At 48.9% G+C, this 16,928-nt stretch carries 17 protein-coding genes; 10 read left to right on the top strand and 7 right to left on the bottom strand.

What is annotated here, in order from left to right; all coding sequences use genetic code 11:
• Window positions 1–2: 2 nt before the first annotated feature.
• From NKT06_RS28800 to NKT06_RS28780, 6 genes are all read right to left on the bottom strand, one after another.
• Entirely contained in the window at window positions 3–950 is a 948-nt protein-coding gene (locus tag NKT06_RS28800) for a TetR/AcrR family transcriptional regulator (RefSeq protein WP_253441360.1), read from the bottom strand.
• Between the two features lie 212 nt (window positions 951–1,162).
• On the bottom strand, window positions 1,163–1,297 hold the full coding sequence (locus tag NKT06_RS31790) for a hypothetical protein (protein ID WP_301290201.1): 135 nt from the start codon (window positions 1,295–1,297) through the stop codon (window positions 1,163–1,165).
• 336 nt (window positions 1,298–1,633) lie between these two features.
• Entirely contained in the window at window positions 1,634–1,948 is a 315-nt protein-coding gene (locus NKT06_RS28795; RefSeq protein WP_062836933.1) for a DMT family transporter, read from the bottom strand.
• The gene (locus NKT06_RS28790) at window positions 1,948–2,289 is read right to left on the bottom strand and encodes a DMT family transporter (protein WP_253441358.1); all 342 of its coding nucleotides are present in this window, start codon (window positions 2,287–2,289) and stop codon (window positions 1,948–1,950) included. Before NKT06_RS28790 ends, NKT06_RS28795 begins: the two co-directional genes overlap by 1 nt.
• Window positions 2,286–2,909, bottom strand: a complete 624-nt coding sequence (locus NKT06_RS28785; RefSeq protein WP_253441356.1) for a TetR/AcrR family transcriptional regulator — start codon at window positions 2,907–2,909, stop codon at window positions 2,286–2,288. The genes NKT06_RS28790 and NKT06_RS28785 overlap by 4 nt, the downstream gene beginning before the upstream one ends.
• 126 nt (window positions 2,910–3,035) lie before the next feature.
• Window positions 3,036–4,511: a phospholipase D family protein gene (locus NKT06_RS28780; protein WP_483311601.1), complete on the bottom strand. Its 1,476-nt coding sequence runs from the start codon at window positions 4,509–4,511 to the stop codon at window positions 3,036–3,038.
• Window positions 4,512–4,778: 267 nt separating this feature from the next.
• Here NKT06_RS28780 and NKT06_RS28775 point away from each other — a divergent pair, with 267 nt between their 5' ends.
• The 9 genes from NKT06_RS28775 to fni all read left to right on the top strand — a co-directional run bounded on the left by NKT06_RS28775 (window position 4,779) and on the right by fni (window position 15,285).
• Window positions 4,779–5,726: a MerR family transcriptional regulator gene (locus NKT06_RS28775; protein ID WP_253441350.1), complete on the top strand. Its 948-nt coding sequence runs from the start codon at window positions 4,779–4,781 to the stop codon at window positions 5,724–5,726.
• A 266-nt stretch (window positions 5,727–5,992) separates the two neighbouring features.
• Window positions 5,993–7,543: a phytoene desaturase family protein gene (locus NKT06_RS28770; RefSeq protein WP_253441348.1), complete on the top strand. Its 1,551-nt coding sequence runs from the start codon at window positions 5,993–5,995 to the stop codon at window positions 7,541–7,543.
• Window positions 7,540–9,003 (top strand): phytoene desaturase family protein, encoded by a 1,464-nt coding sequence (locus NKT06_RS28765; protein ID WP_253441346.1) that lies wholly within the window; start codon window positions 7,540–7,542, stop codon window positions 9,001–9,003. Before NKT06_RS28770 ends, NKT06_RS28765 begins: the two co-directional genes overlap by 4 nt.
• Window positions 9,000–9,872, top strand: a complete 873-nt coding sequence (locus NKT06_RS28760; RefSeq protein ID WP_253441344.1) for a phytoene/squalene synthase family protein — start codon at window positions 9,000–9,002, stop codon at window positions 9,870–9,872. The genes NKT06_RS28765 and NKT06_RS28760 overlap by 4 nt, the downstream gene beginning before the upstream one ends.
• Window positions 9,872–10,639, top strand: a complete 768-nt coding sequence (locus NKT06_RS28755; protein ID WP_253441343.1) for a carotenoid biosynthesis protein — start codon at window positions 9,872–9,874, stop codon at window positions 10,637–10,639. Before NKT06_RS28760 ends, NKT06_RS28755 begins: the two co-directional genes overlap by 1 nt.
• Window positions 10,608–11,369, top strand: coding sequence for a lysophospholipid acyltransferase family protein (locus tag NKT06_RS28750; protein ID WP_253441342.1), 762 nt, complete (start codon window positions 10,608–10,610; stop codon window positions 11,367–11,369). Before NKT06_RS28755 ends, NKT06_RS28750 begins: the two co-directional genes overlap by 32 nt.
• A gap of 1 nt (window position 11,370) precedes the next feature.
• Window positions 11,371–12,519 carry a glycosyltransferase family 2 protein gene (locus NKT06_RS28745; RefSeq protein WP_253441341.1) on the top strand — a complete coding sequence of 383 codons (1,149 nt, stop codon included), beginning with the start codon at window positions 11,371–11,373 and terminating at the stop codon, window positions 12,517–12,519.
• Window positions 12,516–13,997 (top strand): phytoene desaturase family protein, encoded by a 1,482-nt coding sequence (locus tag NKT06_RS28740; protein ID WP_253441340.1) that lies wholly within the window; start codon window positions 12,516–12,518, stop codon window positions 13,995–13,997. The genes NKT06_RS28745 and NKT06_RS28740 overlap by 4 nt, the downstream gene beginning before the upstream one ends.
• Before the next feature lie 220 nt (window positions 13,998–14,217).
• Entirely contained in the window at window positions 14,218–15,285 is a 1,068-nt protein-coding gene (fni, locus tag NKT06_RS28735) for a type 2 isopentenyl-diphosphate Delta-isomerase (protein ID WP_253441339.1), read from the top strand.
• A gap of 414 nt (window positions 15,286–15,699) precedes the next feature.
• Here the strand turns inward: fni and NKT06_RS28730 are convergent, their stop codons facing one another.
• A complete protein-coding gene (locus NKT06_RS28730) occupies window positions 15,700–16,137 on the bottom strand; it encodes a hypothetical protein (RefSeq protein WP_253441338.1) in 438 nt (145 codons plus the stop codon).
• A 215-nt stretch (window positions 16,138–16,352) separates the two neighbouring features.
• Between NKT06_RS28730 and NKT06_RS28725 the strand changes: the two genes are divergently transcribed.
• Window positions 16,353–16,823 (top strand): GNAT family N-acetyltransferase, encoded by a 471-nt coding sequence (locus NKT06_RS28725; protein WP_253441337.1) that lies wholly within the window; start codon window positions 16,353–16,355, stop codon window positions 16,821–16,823.
• Window positions 16,824–16,928: the final 105 nt, after the last annotated feature.

Below are 16,928 nucleotides of genomic sequence, written 5' to 3'. Positions count from 1 at the left end.
GTTTATGTGTGTGACGAGTCAGCAGGGATGAACCGGCTATACATGGCATCCAAAATATGCTGAAGCTCGGAATGCAAGGGTTGAATGGCAGTTACGTTCTCCAGATTGTGCATCATGCCCAGAATAATGGCACGCCGCGGCGTGAATTCCATCATCTCCTGTCTGAGAATGGCAATGGTTTCAAGAGCATCATTCTTCGGTTGCCCTGCGGGTAAATCGGAGGCGGCAATATCCTGCATTTGTTTGATGATATGGATAGGATGTCGCATCACCGTGGAATCTGGTTGGGCCTCGGTAATCCAGGCAGGCCATTCCTCCAGAGGAATCAAAGGCTCAGGTCGCTGGTTAAGAAATCCATGTGCGGCATAGTCCATCATTTGCAGCAAGTTTGTTGCCATTTTGTTAACAGTGAGAGATGGCATCTCTGTAAACCAGATTTTGACATAGGAGAGGAACAGTCCGTGTGTCAACAAAATAAGATCAATCGTATATGGTTCAATCTCAGGTCCATACTGCTCTTCAAGCTTATCCTTGAACCAATGTAAGGTACGGATCTCCAGATCTCTTTGCTGTGGGTGGCACTGTTCCTTGCGTTGCTGTTCATCATCCAGCATCATGCTTCGCAATTGTACCCGCAAAAATTCCTTGAATTCGGCTACATGAATGAGTAGTGTTTCAATCTGCTTGTGCAGGCGCTCTCTTGAGGAGAGGCTGGTTTCATGCTCAATCTGCGTCATCTCGTCCATCAGCGTGTACATGCAGTACTCCAGCGTACTGGCTTCCAATTCCTCTTTGGATTTGAACATGATATACAGGCTGCCTTTGGACATCCCGCATAGTTCGGCAATCTCTTGCATGGATGTTGCAGCACTGCCTTTGGATGAGAATAGCTTGAGTGCTGTAGTAATGATGAGTTTTTTCTTCTCATTCATTTCATGTATAGGGTTCATTAACGATACATTCACCTCATCAGGGAACTTGTGAGTTCTTGAATTGACCTTAAGGTCAAACCAAGTATAAACGATCTGGTTGAAGGAATTCAAATGGGAGTAAATTGGAAAATCAATATTGAGAAAAGAGGATGATCAAAGGGAAGAAGAACAACATGTAACTAGGTGAGCCTGTATGTACGATATGGGTATTGCTATCAAGAACGTTTAAGTTAGACTCCTCCAGTGAAGGCGTACAAGGCGAGTATAATAATGGCGACTAGAGCGATGAGATAGAAGATGGCCATGCCGATCAGCAGGGCATACCCAGTATAAGAACAGATGCGTACGAATAACCTTCTCAACATTACACCATCCTTTCTTACGTTGCAGAGTATAGGGAGGTTCCCTATTTCTATCATATCCGAAAAAAGACGACTTCCTGATTGAAGTCGTCTTTTTTATATTACAGAATTTAATAGATATCCTAATGGAAGCTAAGAAGTACACGATAACGGAGATTGCAGAACCAACATGAAGAAACGGAGTGTTCGCCTTAAAGCTTTCTGTAAGAAAGCTTCTTCGGAAGCATATGTTATCACCGGATTTATCCCTCTTCAAAGGAAATCAAAGAAATCTGGGGATAACAGCAAACGGAAAGTGGTACTGCAATCGGAGTTATAAAGTGTAATTCAGTTGTTCCGTTACGTGATCAGTTTCAAGCCAACCGCTGCAACCAAAATCATCGCGATAAACAGGATACGCTTCGCTTCTTTCCGTTCACCGAACAGGAACATGCCTGTTAACGTGCTGCCTACCGTCCCGATTCCGGTCCACACCGCATACGCTGTGCCCATGGGAATGGACGTCATGGCGTAAGATAACAGCGAGAAACTGAATACAAACGATACAAGCATCAGTACGATATAAGGCCAGCCTTTGCGAGTAGAAGCACCATTAATACCGATCACACCGAAAATTTCACATATCCCTGCACCCACAATTGCCATCCAAGCCATTATACTGCACCTCCTTTGGCTTCTTGCTGATCCGTAACCAGTTTCAGTCCGATTACGCCGCAGAGCAACAATCCAATGAGCAATACTTTGGCCAGGCGGAACGGTTCGCCGAACAGTACCATTTCCGTAAGGACGGTACCCGCCGTACCAATTCCCGTAAAGACGGCATACACCGTACCGACAGGCAGTCTTTTGGAAGCAGCAATGATCAGTCCAAAGCTGATCACGATGGCAATCCCCGTCAAAGTCCACTCCCAGGCATTCGAGGCATGTTTCAGCCCGCTTACCCAGACAATCTCAATAAGGCCACCGATAAATACATATAACCAGTTGCGGTTCATGATGTTGAATCTCCTTCCGGCACAACACTTCGTGCCTCTTCGTTCAGATGATGAATGCCATGCCAGAAGACAGGCCAAGATGCTTCCAACCGTCTCTTGTACCGACGGGAACTTCCATAGATGATCTCCACGGTAATCCCGTCGAGAAACGTCATGAATGCAATGGCAGCCTGTTCCGCAGGAATGGGCGGAATATCTCCATGACGCATTGCACGTTGCAGCAAACGAGTCAACGCACGTTCCATACCATCGATAAACGGATACACCAGATCCATCACTTCGCTATACAGGGAAAGTGGTGGATAGAAACAATTGCGCAGCATCAAGCGGGCTGACGCATGGGCATTGTATTCTTGTTCGAACCAAATCAGCAAGCCCTTCAGCCTCTGCTCCAATGGCAGATCCTCATGATCACGGAAATATTCGAGTGTGTGCCGTGTTACTTCGTGAAAAGCAAACGCCAGGGTGTGTAAAAATAAGTCATCCTTGCAGCTGAAATGTGCATATATGGACGGTTTTTTAATCCCGACTTCATCAGCTATAGCTCGTAGTGAAGCCCCCTCATAGCCATCTCTAGCAAAATGGAACAGGGCTGCATCCCGAATGGATTGTGCAGTCATCAGATCACCTTCCTAACGGTCGTTAGGTAATTATATTTTCACACTTCACATCACCTGTCAAGATGAAAATATCCGCCTGCACACGAGAGTACAGGCGGATATAACAGGTATAAATTTGCTTTCTGATCAAAAGGTCGTAAGACCCAGTATCAGCTGCAGCTTATATAGGATACCTTTCAAGAACGTTGTCTTCTCCTGAAACTCATCCAGGTTTAGCGTAAACTCGGCATCATCATTATTCCAAATACGCTCAAAATAATTCGCGATATCGCGCGTGAACTTATTGTCTGGAGGTGCAGCAACCCATAGATCATTCTCCAGATTGTAGTCATTCATGTTTCGAGGTGTGAAGTTGGTTGAACCGCCGAGGACAATATGATCTCCGGTTGCTTTGGCAAGATAGATCATCTTGGTATGGTATTGCTCCTTGGTGGTGTTATACCAGCGGATCTGTATTTTACCGTCGGATTTATCATGCAGTTCGGCGGCGACAGGACGATTCGGAATGCCGATCTTTTCCTGACCAAAGGCATTTTCATTTGGATCCAGTACAAGCCGGATCTCGGTTCCTCGTTTGGCGGCTTCCAGCAGGGCTTCCAATACTTGGGGAGAGGCCACATAGAACATGCCCATCCATAAGGTATCTCCTTTGCCAGCCTGATTGATCTCATGGAGTACAGCTTCATTCACTTTTCCTTCAGTTAAATAGCGTATTCGTAAATCTCCCTTGTTCGAATCCGAAGAAGGAGCGGTGTAGGCAGGAACCTGGCCTCCGCCTGAGATATCAAGCACAGCTTGCTCTGACTGTAGAATATCCCCAATGACTGGACCTGTTACTTCAAATGCAATGTTCGAGTGGTAAGCACTCGCATCATGGATATTGCCGGAAGAGACAATCGCCGTCTTCTCACTAACCACAACTTTGCGATGATTCGCCTTCACATTGAGCAGCTTGAGATAGGAACGCACAGTTACATCCGGACCATCTGTGGCCATCAGGTTCTTGATCCAGCCATCCCCCGATTGACCAAACCATTGGAAGAAGGTTCGCCAGACCGCAGAGTATACCGGAGTTGAATCACGCAAAGGGTCCACATCCGTGATGACTACATGAATGCCTGCTTGTTTCATCTGTTCCAGCAACGGATTGGGTGCTGAGTTATAGTTGGTATTTACTTCATCTGTAATAAACCAGATGTCCATATCAGGATGCTGATTTTTTTTGGCGACCAGAGCTTCGGTGAATTCAGTACTCACGGGAGGAAAGTTCTGCCCCTTGTGCTGATAATTATTGAACAGGAACATATCCACCAGGACAAACTGCTCTGCTTCCTCCACAATCTGCATCATGCGCTGGAAGATCTGCTGTTCGTGCTGCATCTGTCCGTCAGAGGAAGGATAGGTGAGGTCATGCAGGAAATCGACTTGATCCACACGATACTCGGGACTTTCATAGGAAATACCCGGTGGTAATGGTTTGTAGGTCTGATAGAGCATGACGGCGATGAGCCATAGGACCAATAGGGCGATCCCTGTTCTTATGTATGGAAATTTGCCGCGTGAAGACTTGCGGTCTGATTTTTTGCGGCGCAATGAGACCAACGGTGGACTCCCCCTTCTGTACGTGCTGACTTCTATTACCACACGGATGATAACGTTGACGCAGGATAACCCGGTAGAATCACGAATGTAGCCGTTAAATGCATATAGCAAAATTGGCAGGATGCAATCGACAGGTGTCTGAGCGTTGTGTATAATGAGTGTATTATTTTTGTAGAATGTTAGGGTTTTCATATGCCTGACAAGGACGGGGAACCAATGATATAACCTGTGAAATCTGGACATTTAGGAAAGAAAGTGGGTAATAAGGTGTATTCCATCAAACAAGTCGCAGCCATGCTCGATATCAGGGCGGTAACAATCCGGGCTTGGGAGAATCGGTATGATGCGGTCACCCCTGAGCGGACGGAATCGGGTTATCGAATGTATACCGAAGAGAATGTTGAGGATCTGCGCTGGTTGAAAGAACAGGTAGAGTTGCATCAGACCAGTATCTCGGAAGCGGTACGGATGTTGAAAGTAAACAAATTAAACCCACCCGAGGCAGCTGCGCCTATTCCGATCATGGCTCCGGTGCCTACAATGGAAGAAGCATACGCACGCATGGCAGATCAAATCTATGACTCGCTCTACAACTTTCAGGGTGAACGTGCCAATGGTTTGATTGATTTTGGTTTCACCATGTACGGGTACGACTCGATGTTCTATCATGTGCTGGTACCCATACTGGTTCGGGTTGGAGATGCATGGGAGCAAGGTAGGGCTTCGGTGGCTCAGGAACACTTCATGACTCAGCTGATTTCACAGCGGTTTTATCAGTTTTTCCATCTGTTCCCGATCTATCCGCATCTGCCCAAAGTTCTGGCGTTGTGTCCGGAAGGGGAGCATCACCAGGTCGGGTTATTGCTGTTCTCTCTCTTTATGCGGAAAAATGGAGCGGAAGTACTGTATCTCGGTGCGAACACGCCAGAAGAAGGCATCTTCCCGATTATCCGGGAGCAAAAGATCAAGTTGGTCTGTCTTTCGATCACAAGTCCGGGGCTGCTTGAACGGTGCGATCAGCTTATAGAGCGGATTAAAAATGAGTTTCCACATATTCGCTTCGTACTTGGTGGGAAGGGCTATGAGCGTGCAGAACATGCTCGTTACCCGCAATGGATCATGCCAGAGGATTCAGCGGATTGGCAGTCATGGATAGAACGTGAGTATCTTAAAGAGCAACCACCTGGTGCGAGGTTTGGACAGGCAAATAACTAAACATAATCTCAAATGATATGAATAGGTTACTGTATACAGGACATCCTTTGACGAAAGTGATCAAGGGATGTTTTTTTGTGTTTATAAATGGATTATCCTCGTAATTTGACCGATGGGTCATTTTTTTGGTTTACAAGGTCGTATAATATTTGTATTATATTTGTATAATGTTTTTGCTGGTTACCGCTTAAAGTGTTCTTGGGCGGTTTAATAATAGGCTAGGGGCTAGAGAACTATAGGAATTCCCTACATAGAGAGGTGAGTGCATGATACCGAATCAACAACGCAAACGTGCAGCTGTGATTGGCGCGGGTCCGGGTGGACTTGCAGCAGCGATGTTATTGTCCGGTCAGGGGTACGAAGTAGATGTGTATGAGAAACAGCCAGTCATCGGGGGGCGTTCTGCCAGATTAGAACTGGGCGAGTATCGATTCGACCGGGGGGCAACATTTTTGATGATGCCTCAGTTGATTGAAGAGATGTTCGACGTGGTGGGACGCAAGTTATCCGATTATGTGCATATGAAAGAACTAACCCCGCTGTACGCACTGAACTTTGGTGATACGGTGTTCACGCCTTCTCGTAATCGGGAAGATACAGCTGCACAGATTAAAGAATTGTTTCCGGGCAATGAAGACAATTACCTTCGGTTCATGCAAGAAGAAGAAGTGAAATTTGGCAAAGTCATGCCTTTGCTCCGCCGTCCGTTTGGCAAGCTGACTGACTATCTACGCAAAGACGCGGTAACAGCTCTACCTAAGCTTGATGTCCACAACACCGTCTATGGGATCTTGTCCCGCTATTTTACAGATGAGCGTCTACGCTGGGCATTTACATTCCAATCCAAATACCTTGGCATGTCCGCCTGGGATTGTCCGGGTACCTTTACCATACTATCGTTCATCGAGCATCATTACGGATTGTTCCACCCCATTGGCGGTGTGAATCGGATCTTCCAAGCCATGGCTGATGTCGTGGAAGAATACGGAGGACGCATACATACTTCCACCCCGGTGAAACAGGTCATCGTTCGCGATGGTCGTGCAGAAGGTGTGTGGCTGGAGAGCGGTGAACGCATCGACGCGGACCATGTGGTGGTGAACGCCGACTTCGCACATGCGGTGAACCATCTGTTCGAACCGGGCGTACTTAAGAAATATACCCCGGAGAAAATGAAACGCAAAAAGTACTCCTGCTCGACAGCGATGCTGTATCTGGGTGTGGATGGTGAAGTGGATCTGCCGCATCACTCGATCTATTTTCCCGAGGACTACCGGTTGAACGTTGATGAGATTACGAAGCACAAAATGTTGTCAGCCGATCCATCTCTATATATTCATAACCCTTCCAGACTCGATTCGACGCTGGCACCGGAAGGGAAATCCGCTTTATATGTTCTCATGCCTACGCCTAATCTTACCGCAGACATCGATTGGGAAGCAGAACGTGAGAATGTGCAGGAGGCCATGATGAAACGCTTGGAAGGCGTTCCTGAGCTGGCAGACATTCGCAGCCGCATTGAAGAGTGTAAGCTGTTCACTCCACTCGATTGGGAGAATGAACTGGATGTGTACCGCGGAGCAACGTTTAATATGGCGCATAATCTGGGTCAGATGATGTACTTGCGTCCCCATAACCAGTTTGAAGAGTTGAAAAGTGTATGGCTTGTAGGCGGCGGAACACATCCCGGCAGCGGATTGCCAACGATCTTTGAATCGGCTCGAATCAGCGTGAGGCTGATCCAGGAAGAGGACGCGCGCACACGCTCCAAGCCATCCTCTTATGTGAAGACGGCAGAAGCAGGAGGGCATTCATGAAGCGGGCCGCCATTGTAGGGGCAGGGATTGGCGGACTTACTTCGGCGCTGTTGTTGAACCGTCAGGGATGGGATGTCACCGTGTATGAACGGGGTTCCCGCGTTGGCGGACGCATTGGATATGAACAGGAAGGGGAGTATCGGATCGATCAGGGGCCAACCATTGTGCTTCTGCCGGAGATGTTACTTGGCATACTGGAGGAAGCAGGCGTAGATCGTTCGAAGATTGAGTTACTTCGCTGTGATCCGCTATACAGAGTGCATTACCACAGTGGTCGGGTCATGACCAAGATGACCTCACGTGAAGAGCAGACGGCGGAGATTGAACGTTTGTTTCCGGGAGAGAGCCGGGGATTCACACGATTCATGAGAGATATGGACACGTTGTTTCCTGCAGGCCGGGCAGCGTTTCTGGAACGGGCTTTTCCACGCAAAAGGGATTTTTTCACACCATCTCTCATGTCACTCATGGGCAGATTGCGTGCACACAAAAGTGTCCGGAAAGCGGTAGGCGATTATTTTCAGCATGAGGAATTGCTAGACGCTTACTCGCTACAAAGTCTATACATCGGTGGATCTCCGTTCGGGACGCCAGGAATCTATTCCCTGCTTCCCTATGCAGAGCATGAATATGGGATCTGGATGGTGAAGGGCGGGTATGCAGCATTACCGGCCATTCTGGAACAGGAACTGATCTCACGTGGTGGACGTGTTGTGCTGAATGCGGAAGTTACAGGGCTCACGATTAAAAATGGTGTATGTGAAGGTATAGAAACGGCAGCAGGCGCAGAAAATGTGGATGCAGTTATCTACAATGGTGATTTCCCCCATCTTTCGGGTTTGCTTGGTCAAGTACCAGAGGTAGCGCGTAAAAGAAAGCCATATCGTCCCTCTTCCGGATGTGTATTGCTCTATGTGGGCGTGGACAAAACCTGGGAAGATGCAACGACGCACCAGTTCTTCCTGCCACCGAGTCTGGAAGGTAGTTTACAGGAAGTCTTCAATCAGCGACGCATTCCGGCAAAGTCCTCATTTTACGTATTTAATCCGGTCGCATTGGATGAGACAGCAGCGCCTTCAGGACAGAGTGTATTGTATTTCCTCATTCCTGTGCCCGATGCCGAAGGTGTCGACTGGGATCAGGAGAGCGAAGCATTGGCAGAACGGGTACTGGAAGAAGCGGAGCAACGGGGATTCCCGGGACTTCGTGCAGCGATCAAGTGGAAAAAGGTACGTACACCCGCTGACGCAGAGCGAGACGGGCTCTATGGGGGCGGAAGCTTCGGTATTGCGCCAGTGTTGTTCCAGTCTGGTGTATATCGACCACAACCCAAACCATTCCCTAATATCAAGGGGTTATATGCCGCAGGAGCATCTGTACATCCTGGAGGGGGAGTGCCGATTGTGATGCAGAGTGCACGTATGGCCGTCAATCAACTCACGAAGGAGATGGGAACATGAATGAAGCGATTTTGAGCAGGTGTGAAGAGTTGATGCAGAAGGGTTCTTCCTCTTTTTATCAGGCCTTTAGAGGGCTGCCAAGTCCACGTCGGGAAGCGGTATATGTCATTTATGCCTTCTGCCGCATGATTGATGACAGTGTAGACGAGCCGGAGCATTCGCCCTATACGATTCACGAAATCCATGATTTGTTTGATCAGTTGGATGACGCGGAAGGACATTTTATCTGGCCAGCACTGAGATGGTTGTTCAGCAGTTTCCCTCATCTGGATAAGGGGCCATTCTTCCGTCAGATGGAAGGGCAACTCACCGATCTTAAAGTAACGCATTATGCAACGATGCAGGAACTGGAGCATTATTGTTATCTGGTAGCCGGCACTGTAGGCGAGATGTTGTTGCCTGTATTGCGGGATGATAATGGCGCGGAAGTAGCCATGAACGGGATTGCCTTGGGTAAAGGGATGCAGATCGTTAATATTATTCGGGATGTTGGTGAAGATCGGGCCAGAGTACGCCGGTATGTTCCGCTGGAGATCATGGAGAAGCATGGTTACACCGAGCAGGATTTCGAAGACGGGGTCGTGGACGAACGTTTTATTGCCATTGTTCATGAATTAAAAGCGGCAGCATTGAACTGGTTCCGTATTGGCATGGATCGACTGGATACATATCCGACGGAAAGTGCGTTTTCGATTGAGCTGGCAGCAGCCTTTTACTCCACCATTCTACACGCGGTCGAACGCAATGACTATGACGTATATACCAAACGGGCATATGTTAGTGATGAATTGAAACTGGAGATGTTGGGTGCGATTGTGAAACGTTACCCGATGCTGGCCTATCAAGCCTCCCGAACGGCGGTATCCTGATGATCCAGTGGCTTTACTGGGCGTGGTATGTTATTGGAGCAACCTTGATGCTGACGATCGGCGTGCCGGACGTGTTGTCCTTTTCCAATGGTCTATTCTTAATCTTCTATGCGTTGTATGTGCTGGATCTGATCTACCAGGGGCGCAATCGGACAGGTCTGTCCGACCAGTCAGTCATCTGGTTGAAACCTGGGCTGTGGATCGCTTCCGTGATCATCTGGTTGGGTGGTATGGGCGTGGAGTGGGTAGGGGTGCATACGCATTGGCCCTTTGGTGAGTATGCTTACTCGGACTTCTTCGGGATTCATCTGTTCAGTGTGCCTGTTACGCTGGGTTTTGCCTGGATCGCAGTGGTGGGTAACTCGGCGCTGTTAAGTGGCGGTGGCTCAACTTGGACGGGCAAGCTGCTTCGAGCCGTGAAGACCGGGTTCTGGGCGGTTGTACTCGATCTGGTACTCGACCCTGTTGCGCATGCAAGAGGATTCTGGGTATGGCAGGCCCCAGGTGGATTTTACGGGGTTCCGTGGACCAATTACATAAGCTGGTTTATCATGGGCGCATTCCTTTCCCTCTTCCTTCCGGCCATGCCTGGTGACCGTAGCTCTTTGTTGCGTGCAAAATGGCTGTATCAGCTCTTTATTCTTCTGTTTGGCCTACTTGCCTTAAAGGAAGGGATTACAGGTAGCTTTATCATCGCCATTGCTGGTCTGCTTCTTGCCGAAGGGAGCTGGCTATATGATTCGCGCCGTAAAATCAAAACCGTTTAATCGGATTTTTGCCTTATATAATCACTATTATCTGCTGCGTAGGCGCTTCCGCTCATTCACGCTATCGGGGTCTCTGGACCCGCAGGTGGATATCAGGGACAACTCCCCGATTGATCCCAATCGCCCGGTGATCTACTTCATGAACCACAGCTCCTGGTGGGATGGTCTGCTGCTCTATCATGCGGCCAGGAAGACATCACGGGGAGATCATTATGTGATGATGGAGGAACAGCAACTTCAGCAATATGCCTTTTTTCGTAAACTGGGTGCGTATTCAATTAATAAAGAGAGTGCGTCCGGTATTCGGACCTCTCTACAGTACACCAGTGAACTGCTGGATTCGGGCAAAAGGGTCTGGATCTTCCCACAAGGAGAAATTCTCCATCAGGAGGCTAGACCGATTCAGTTCCGTCCAGGCATCGGATTGCTGCTTCGTCGCTCTCCGAATGCCATTGCCGTACCGGTAACCTTGTGCCATGGGATGGTTCAGCATGATCTACCGGAAGTATCGATGCAGGTAGGCCCTCCTGTGATGGAAGACTGGAAGACGCTCAAGAGTGAAGAGATTGCCTCCAGACTCGGTCTTGTGATGGAACAACAGTTAGACGATCACCGATCAGAGCTTATACGGATGGGACAGGGGAGCTTGCCAGATGCGCTTCCGCTGATTCGTCATGTACGTTCGACAAGTGAAAAATACGATGCCACGCGAAAGCGGGTGAACCGTTAGGATGAATACATCTGAAATCTTCTGGATTGTACTTACAAGCATATTGGGAATACAGTTGCTGTTCGCTCTATGGAACCTCTCCTGTCTGCCCAAAGTACGTTCATTCCGGTCAGACAAGATACAACCACCGGACCTGCTGGTCTCGGTGCTGATTCCGGCCAGAAATGAAAGACTACATATCGAAGGATGTCTGGAAAGTGTGCTAGCGAGCGATACATCGGGATTCCGGATGGAAGTATTAGTGCTGGATGATCGCTCTGAAGACGAGACAGCGGCCATGGTACAAGCGATTGCGGATCGTGATGCACGTGTGCGTCTACTGCATGGTGTCGATCTTCCCGAGGGCTGGATGGGGAAATCCCATGCGTGTCACAGGCTGGTACAGGAGGCCAAGGGAGAATGGTATATGTTCGTGGATGCGGATGTGCGACTGGAGCCAAGTGCCATTCGTCAGACTCTTGCGGCAGGGTGTGAGCAGGGCGGCGGTCTGGTAACTGGTTTTCCATATCAGGTAACGAAGACGTGGATGGAAAAGCTTGTTGTTCCCATGATGGTCTTCACCATCATCAGTCATCTGCCCATTTTCATGATACGCAGATCATCCAGTCCGATGTTTGTGGCCGCTACGGGGGCTTTTTTGCTGATTCATCGCTCCAGTTACGAGGCATCCGGCGGTCATGCTGCCATTCAGGCGCATCTGGTGGATGACATGAGTCTAGCCAAAGCGGTTAAGCGTGCAGGCCATCCGGTGATGCTGACAGACGTGCATGACGTAACGAATACCCGCATGTATCAGAACGGTGCAGAAGTATGGAACGGATACAAGAAAAATATGTACGAAGGTATGGGACGCAAAGACATACTGCTGCTTGGCACAATGTTGATGTATACGCTGATGTATATGGTGCCTCCGCTGGGATTGATTTTTGGACTCATGACAGGTAATTCGATGTCGATTCTGTATGGATTGATAGGAACATTATTGGGTATGGCTGTGAAAAGAGTAGCGGATCATGCTGGCGGACAACCCTGGTGGCTTGCCCTTCTGCAACCGGTCAGCATGGCCTGTGTTATTGCCATTGGACTCGCTTCCTGGCAGGCAGGCCGCTCCGGCAAGGGGTATGTATGGAAAGGTAGGCGGTACAGTTGAGAGGTAACGTCATCATTATCGGTGCAGGATTCGGAGGTCTATCGTGTGCGATAAGACTGGCTTCACAAGGTGTGCAGGTGACCATTCTGGAAAGGCAGCAACACGTAGGTGGCAAGCTGCAGCAGATTGAGCGGGACGGATATCATTTTGACCGGGGACCGAGCACGATCACGATGCCATCCACCTTTCGTTCAGTCTTCGACCATGCGGGTGTAGCAATGGAAGATTACGTACAGTTATATGAGTTGGAGCCGCGCACGCGTAATATATTTGCAGATGGCACAGTGGTGGATTTGTCAGGTAATCGCGGGTGGATGAAAGAGCAGATCGCAGCGTACAGTCCGGAGGATGCGGCTCGTTATGATGCGTTTATGGATGAGTCTGCTGCACTGTATGCGGAAGCCAATCGTCATTTTCTCGGTAAGTTACTGCTGTCTCCTTCTGACAAATACAATCTCCAGATGCTGCGCAGCCTGCTCCGCGTGCGGCCAACGGTGAAGTTGGATAAGTTACTACGCTCGTATTTCCAACATCCGCATACGCTGGCTATGTTCGGACGGTACGCAACCTATGTGGGATCATCGCCATATCAGTCGCCTTCCATCTTTGCCATGATGGGTCATGTGGAAGCGGAAGTCGGCATCTTCGGTGTCAAAGGCGGAACCTATCAACTGATCGAAGGAATGACTCGGCTAGCACGGGAAAAAGGTGTACAGATCATTACCGGCACAGAGGTCCGGCAGATTGTTGTTCGGAATGGCAAAGTGGCAGGTGTGGATACGGATCAAGGCTTCCGAGAAGCCGATCAGGTGGTTGCCAATGGCGATGTGCTTAGCGTGAATCGACTGCTGCTCGCACCGGAACATCGGAAAGAAATGAGCGATGCTCGTATACAGAAGTATGAGCCATCAATCTCGGGATTTGTGACGTTGGCGGGAGTGCGAAGACAATATGATGCATTGCTGCACCATACGGTGTTCTTCCCGGAACGTTATGAACCGGAGTTCGACCATATTTTCCGTGAACGTAAAATGCCTGCTGATCCGACGATTTACATCTGTTATTCCGGTTATTCGGAAGCAGGCATGGCCCCGGCGGGAGCCAGTAACCTATTCATTCTAGTCAATGCCCCCTACTTGTCGGATTCGTGGAATTGGGAGCAGCAGACGGAACGTTACGGTGCGTTTGTACTGGAACAATTGGCAGCACGAGGAATTACCGGGTTGAACCAATCTGATGTGCTGATCCGGTACACGCCGCGAGATATCGAACGGGAAACGTTGGCGCATCAAGGGTCGATCTATGGCATTTCGTCCAACTCGGTGAAGCAGACCTTTATGCGACCGGGCAACCGAAGCAAAGATGTACAAGGACTCTGGTACGTCGGCGGTACAACGCATCCTGGCGGCGGAACCCCGATTGTGACGTTGTCCGGACAGCTTGTTGGTGAGCGGTTGGCATCGGAAATATTGAGATAAGTAGGTATATAAGATAGTGGTGCTCCGAGATTTAACTGAGACATTTGGTGTCGGGGCATCCTTTCCATAGCTGGATTGGAACGTTATACTGGATAGAGGTATGCTGCAATGCTTATTAGATGAATGTTTTTGTCTTTTGCATAAGACATATATACATAGAAGCAAGGAACGGGCAGGTTATCCTGTCGATCCGCACGATTCTCACATAGGAGGTCTCATCATGAATGAACAAGAGCGAGCCGGCGAACGGCTGCTTCCCGAAGTGGCTACAGGAGAACGGAAGCTGGAACACGTGCGCCTCTGTCTTGAGGAGAATGTGGCAGGAGAAGGGGTAACCAGCGGTATGGAGCGGTTTGCGTTTCGCCATCACCCACTGCCGGAACTGGATTTTGAAGAGGTGCATCTGGAGACTTCGTTTATTGGCAAAAAAGTACGCACACCCTTGCTCATCAGTTCGATGACGGGTGGAAGCAAAACAACGGGCGCCATCAATGAGCGCCTCGCTCGAGTAGCAAACGCCAGAGGCTGGGCGCTTGGCGTAGGTTCGATCCGGGCTGCCGTGGAACAGCCGGAACTGGCTAGTACCTTCGATGTGCGGCGCTGGGCACCGGACATCCCGGTCATTGCCAACCTGGGCGCGGTCCAGTTGAACTATGGTTTCACAACAGCTGATTTCCAGCGTGCTGTAGATATTGCGGGTGCGGACATGCTCGTGCTTCATCTGAACACGTTGCAGGAAGTTTTCCAGCCGGAAGGTAACACCAACTTCAGCGGATTATTTCAGCGGATTGAAAACTTGTGTCGTGAGCTAGACGTGCCTGTTGGCGTAAAAGAAGTAGGTTTTGGCATCGATGGTGTGACGGCTCAACGCTTATATGAAGCGGGTGTCGCGTTTATCGATGTAGCCGGGGCTGGAGGTACAAGCTGGGTACAGGTAGAGAAGTACCGCAACAATAACCCGGTACGCCGGGCAGCTGCTGAAGCTTTTGCCGACTGGGGCATTCCCACAGCAGAGTGTATTCAGGAAGTACGAGCGCTGAATCCTACTGGTGCCCTGATTGGCAGCGGTGGACTGTACACGGGCGTAGACGCGGCCAAAGCCCTCGCTCTCGGTGCGGATCTCGCTGGTTTTGGCCGATCTCTGCTCGATTCTGCAGTCGCTTCCGATGATGCGCTGAATGAGCGTCTGGAACAGGTCGAATTCGAGCTGCGTACCGTGATGTTTGGCATTGGCGCAGGGCGGATTGAGGATTTGAAACAGACGGAGCGGCTGGTGGAACGGCGTTAGAATAAAACTAGACATGGCGTCTTGCTGAACAGCTTTGACTTGTGAGCGTATGCGCTGGGTCTGATGGAGCAACGTCCGCTAACGAACCTGTAACACCTTATTTGGCGATTTAGGTGTTAGTTGGGAATCTAACGAATCTCACACACGCTATGAGGCTAGAAAACAGTGATTTACAGCGGATGACGCCAAAGAAAGAGTAAATAACGAGTCTATAGTTCGTTAGATTTTCAAAACGTATGAAAAGTGCTGAATAGTGTCTCTCAGGTTCGTTAGACTGTGAGGGAAACGTGGAACGGTTCATGGAACTATTCCGATGGTTCGTTTGGTGGGCATCAAAAAGTGGCGAGAGCCGAATCTGCAATCTTCCTAAAAGGAGATTGCATTTTTTTTTCGATGATTGATTGATAAACCCCTTTACATACATTCATCTTTCACGGTGATATTCTCATTGGTTACAGTGACGTAGGAATTGCCGGACAAGTATTCGGTATAACCGCAAACTGTTTTGTTATAGGTTTTACCGCGACTGTCCGTAAACGCCAAGGAGACGACCCCCTCACCGGAACGTTTCAGCTGCGGGGCGAATTTCACGTTTGCTCGGCTGGGAATATCTTTTTTGAATACGTAGGTGGAGCCATTCTCATTGTTGTTGTTAAACGAGTTGTCGCCTTGGACTAGGCTAGCCTGAATATTGGTGAGGTCATAGTCGGATTGATTGTGGATCGTGATCCTTAAGTGGCGAAAGGGATCCATTGCATTCAGAAAGCTCATAAAAGCGACAATGGCGATTCCGAGTATGATAGCGGACAAGATAATCATTTTCTTTTTGGAGAATCGACGACGTATGTTCAATATGATCCACTCCTTTCCTTCATGAGGTATAAACGATGGGAGGAGATCAAAAGTTATAAATAAAATGGTTACATATGCAAATTGAAGCTCGAATCGTATCAATAACTTCATGCGCTAAACGGGAGAACAGGATACAATAAGATACTAGTAGTGCAAAAAGGATTGCACAGAGATCATACATAATGAAGATCACTCGAAATAAGGAGGGAAACAACATGGAACTTTCTCCAATGAATCAGGAAGATTATGCGAGTTTTCGCATTCGATCGATTAAGGATTTTGCACAGGAAAAAGTAGAAGCGGGTACCTGGGCGGTGGAAGAGGCACAGCAACTGGCGGAGGAATCTTATGAACGTTATCTGCCAGAAGGCTTGAACACACCCGGAGCGTATCTCTACAATCTAATGCATTCTGTGGACGGAAATGTAGGGTATATCTGGTTTAATATCACGGATAATCGTCGTGGAAAAGATGCTTTTTTGCTGGATATTGTGGTTGAAGAAGCACATCGTGGTAAGGGATACGGAACAGAGACGATGCAGGCGCTCGAAAAGACGGCCTTGAGTCTTGGCGTGGATCGCATTGGTTTGCATGTGTTTGGACATAATGTGCGGGCAAGCAGCCTATATCGCAAGATGGGATATGAGGTAACGGATCTAACCATGTACAAGGAAATCAAAGGGTAAACCTAATAGCGGATATTCTGGGCCAAACTTAAGATCTGCGCAAAACGAATTATCTGCATTAACCGGGGATTTCGGGAAGCGGATGGGACTCTGGTCGAATTGGCG

This window comes from Paenibacillus sp. 1781tsa1, assembly GCF_024159265.1.
Lineage (GTDB): Bacteria > Bacillota > Bacilli > Paenibacillales > Paenibacillaceae > Paenibacillus.
This window is presented reverse-complemented; position numbering and strand designations above follow the sequence as displayed.

Coding starts and splice junctions, on each gene's coding strand:
- NKT06_RS28800 (WP_253441360.1), bottom strand. CDS start 950: ATGAACCCTATACATGAAATGAATGAGAAGAAAAAACTCATCATTACT.
- NKT06_RS31790 (WP_301290201.1), bottom strand. CDS start 1,297: ATGTTGAGAAGGTTATTCGTACGCATCTGTTCTTATACTGGGTATGCC.
- NKT06_RS28795 (WP_062836933.1), bottom strand. CDS start 1,948: ATGGCTTGGATGGCAATTGTGGGTGCAGGGATATGTGAAATTTTCGGT.
- NKT06_RS28790 (WP_253441358.1), bottom strand. CDS start 2,289: ATGAACCGCAACTGGTTATATGTATTTATCGGTGGCCTTATTGAGATT.
- NKT06_RS28785 (WP_253441356.1), bottom strand. CDS start 2,909: ATGACTGCACAATCCATTCGGGATGCAGCCCTGTTCCATTTTGCTAGA.
- NKT06_RS28770 (WP_253441348.1), top strand. CDS start 5,993: ATGATACCGAATCAACAACGCAAACGTGCAGCTGTGATTGGCGCGGGT.
- NKT06_RS28765 (WP_253441346.1), top strand. CDS start 7,540: ATGAAGCGGGCCGCCATTGTAGGGGCAGGGATTGGCGGACTTACTTCG.
- NKT06_RS28760 (WP_253441344.1), top strand. CDS start 9,000: ATGAATGAAGCGATTTTGAGCAGGTGTGAAGAGTTGATGCAGAAGGGT.
- NKT06_RS28755 (WP_253441343.1), top strand. CDS start 9,872: ATGATCCAGTGGCTTTACTGGGCGTGGTATGTTATTGGAGCAACCTTG.
- NKT06_RS28750 (WP_253441342.1), top strand. CDS start 10,608: ATGATTCGCGCCGTAAAATCAAAACCGTTTAATCGGATTTTTGCCTTA.
- NKT06_RS28745 (WP_253441341.1), top strand. CDS start 11,371: ATGAATACATCTGAAATCTTCTGGATTGTACTTACAAGCATATTGGGA.
- fni (WP_253441339.1), top strand. CDS start 14,218: ATGAATGAACAAGAGCGAGCCGGCGAACGGCTGCTTCCCGAAGTGGCT.
- NKT06_RS28725 (WP_253441337.1), top strand. CDS start 16,353: ATGGAACTTTCTCCAATGAATCAGGAAGATTATGCGAGTTTTCGCATT.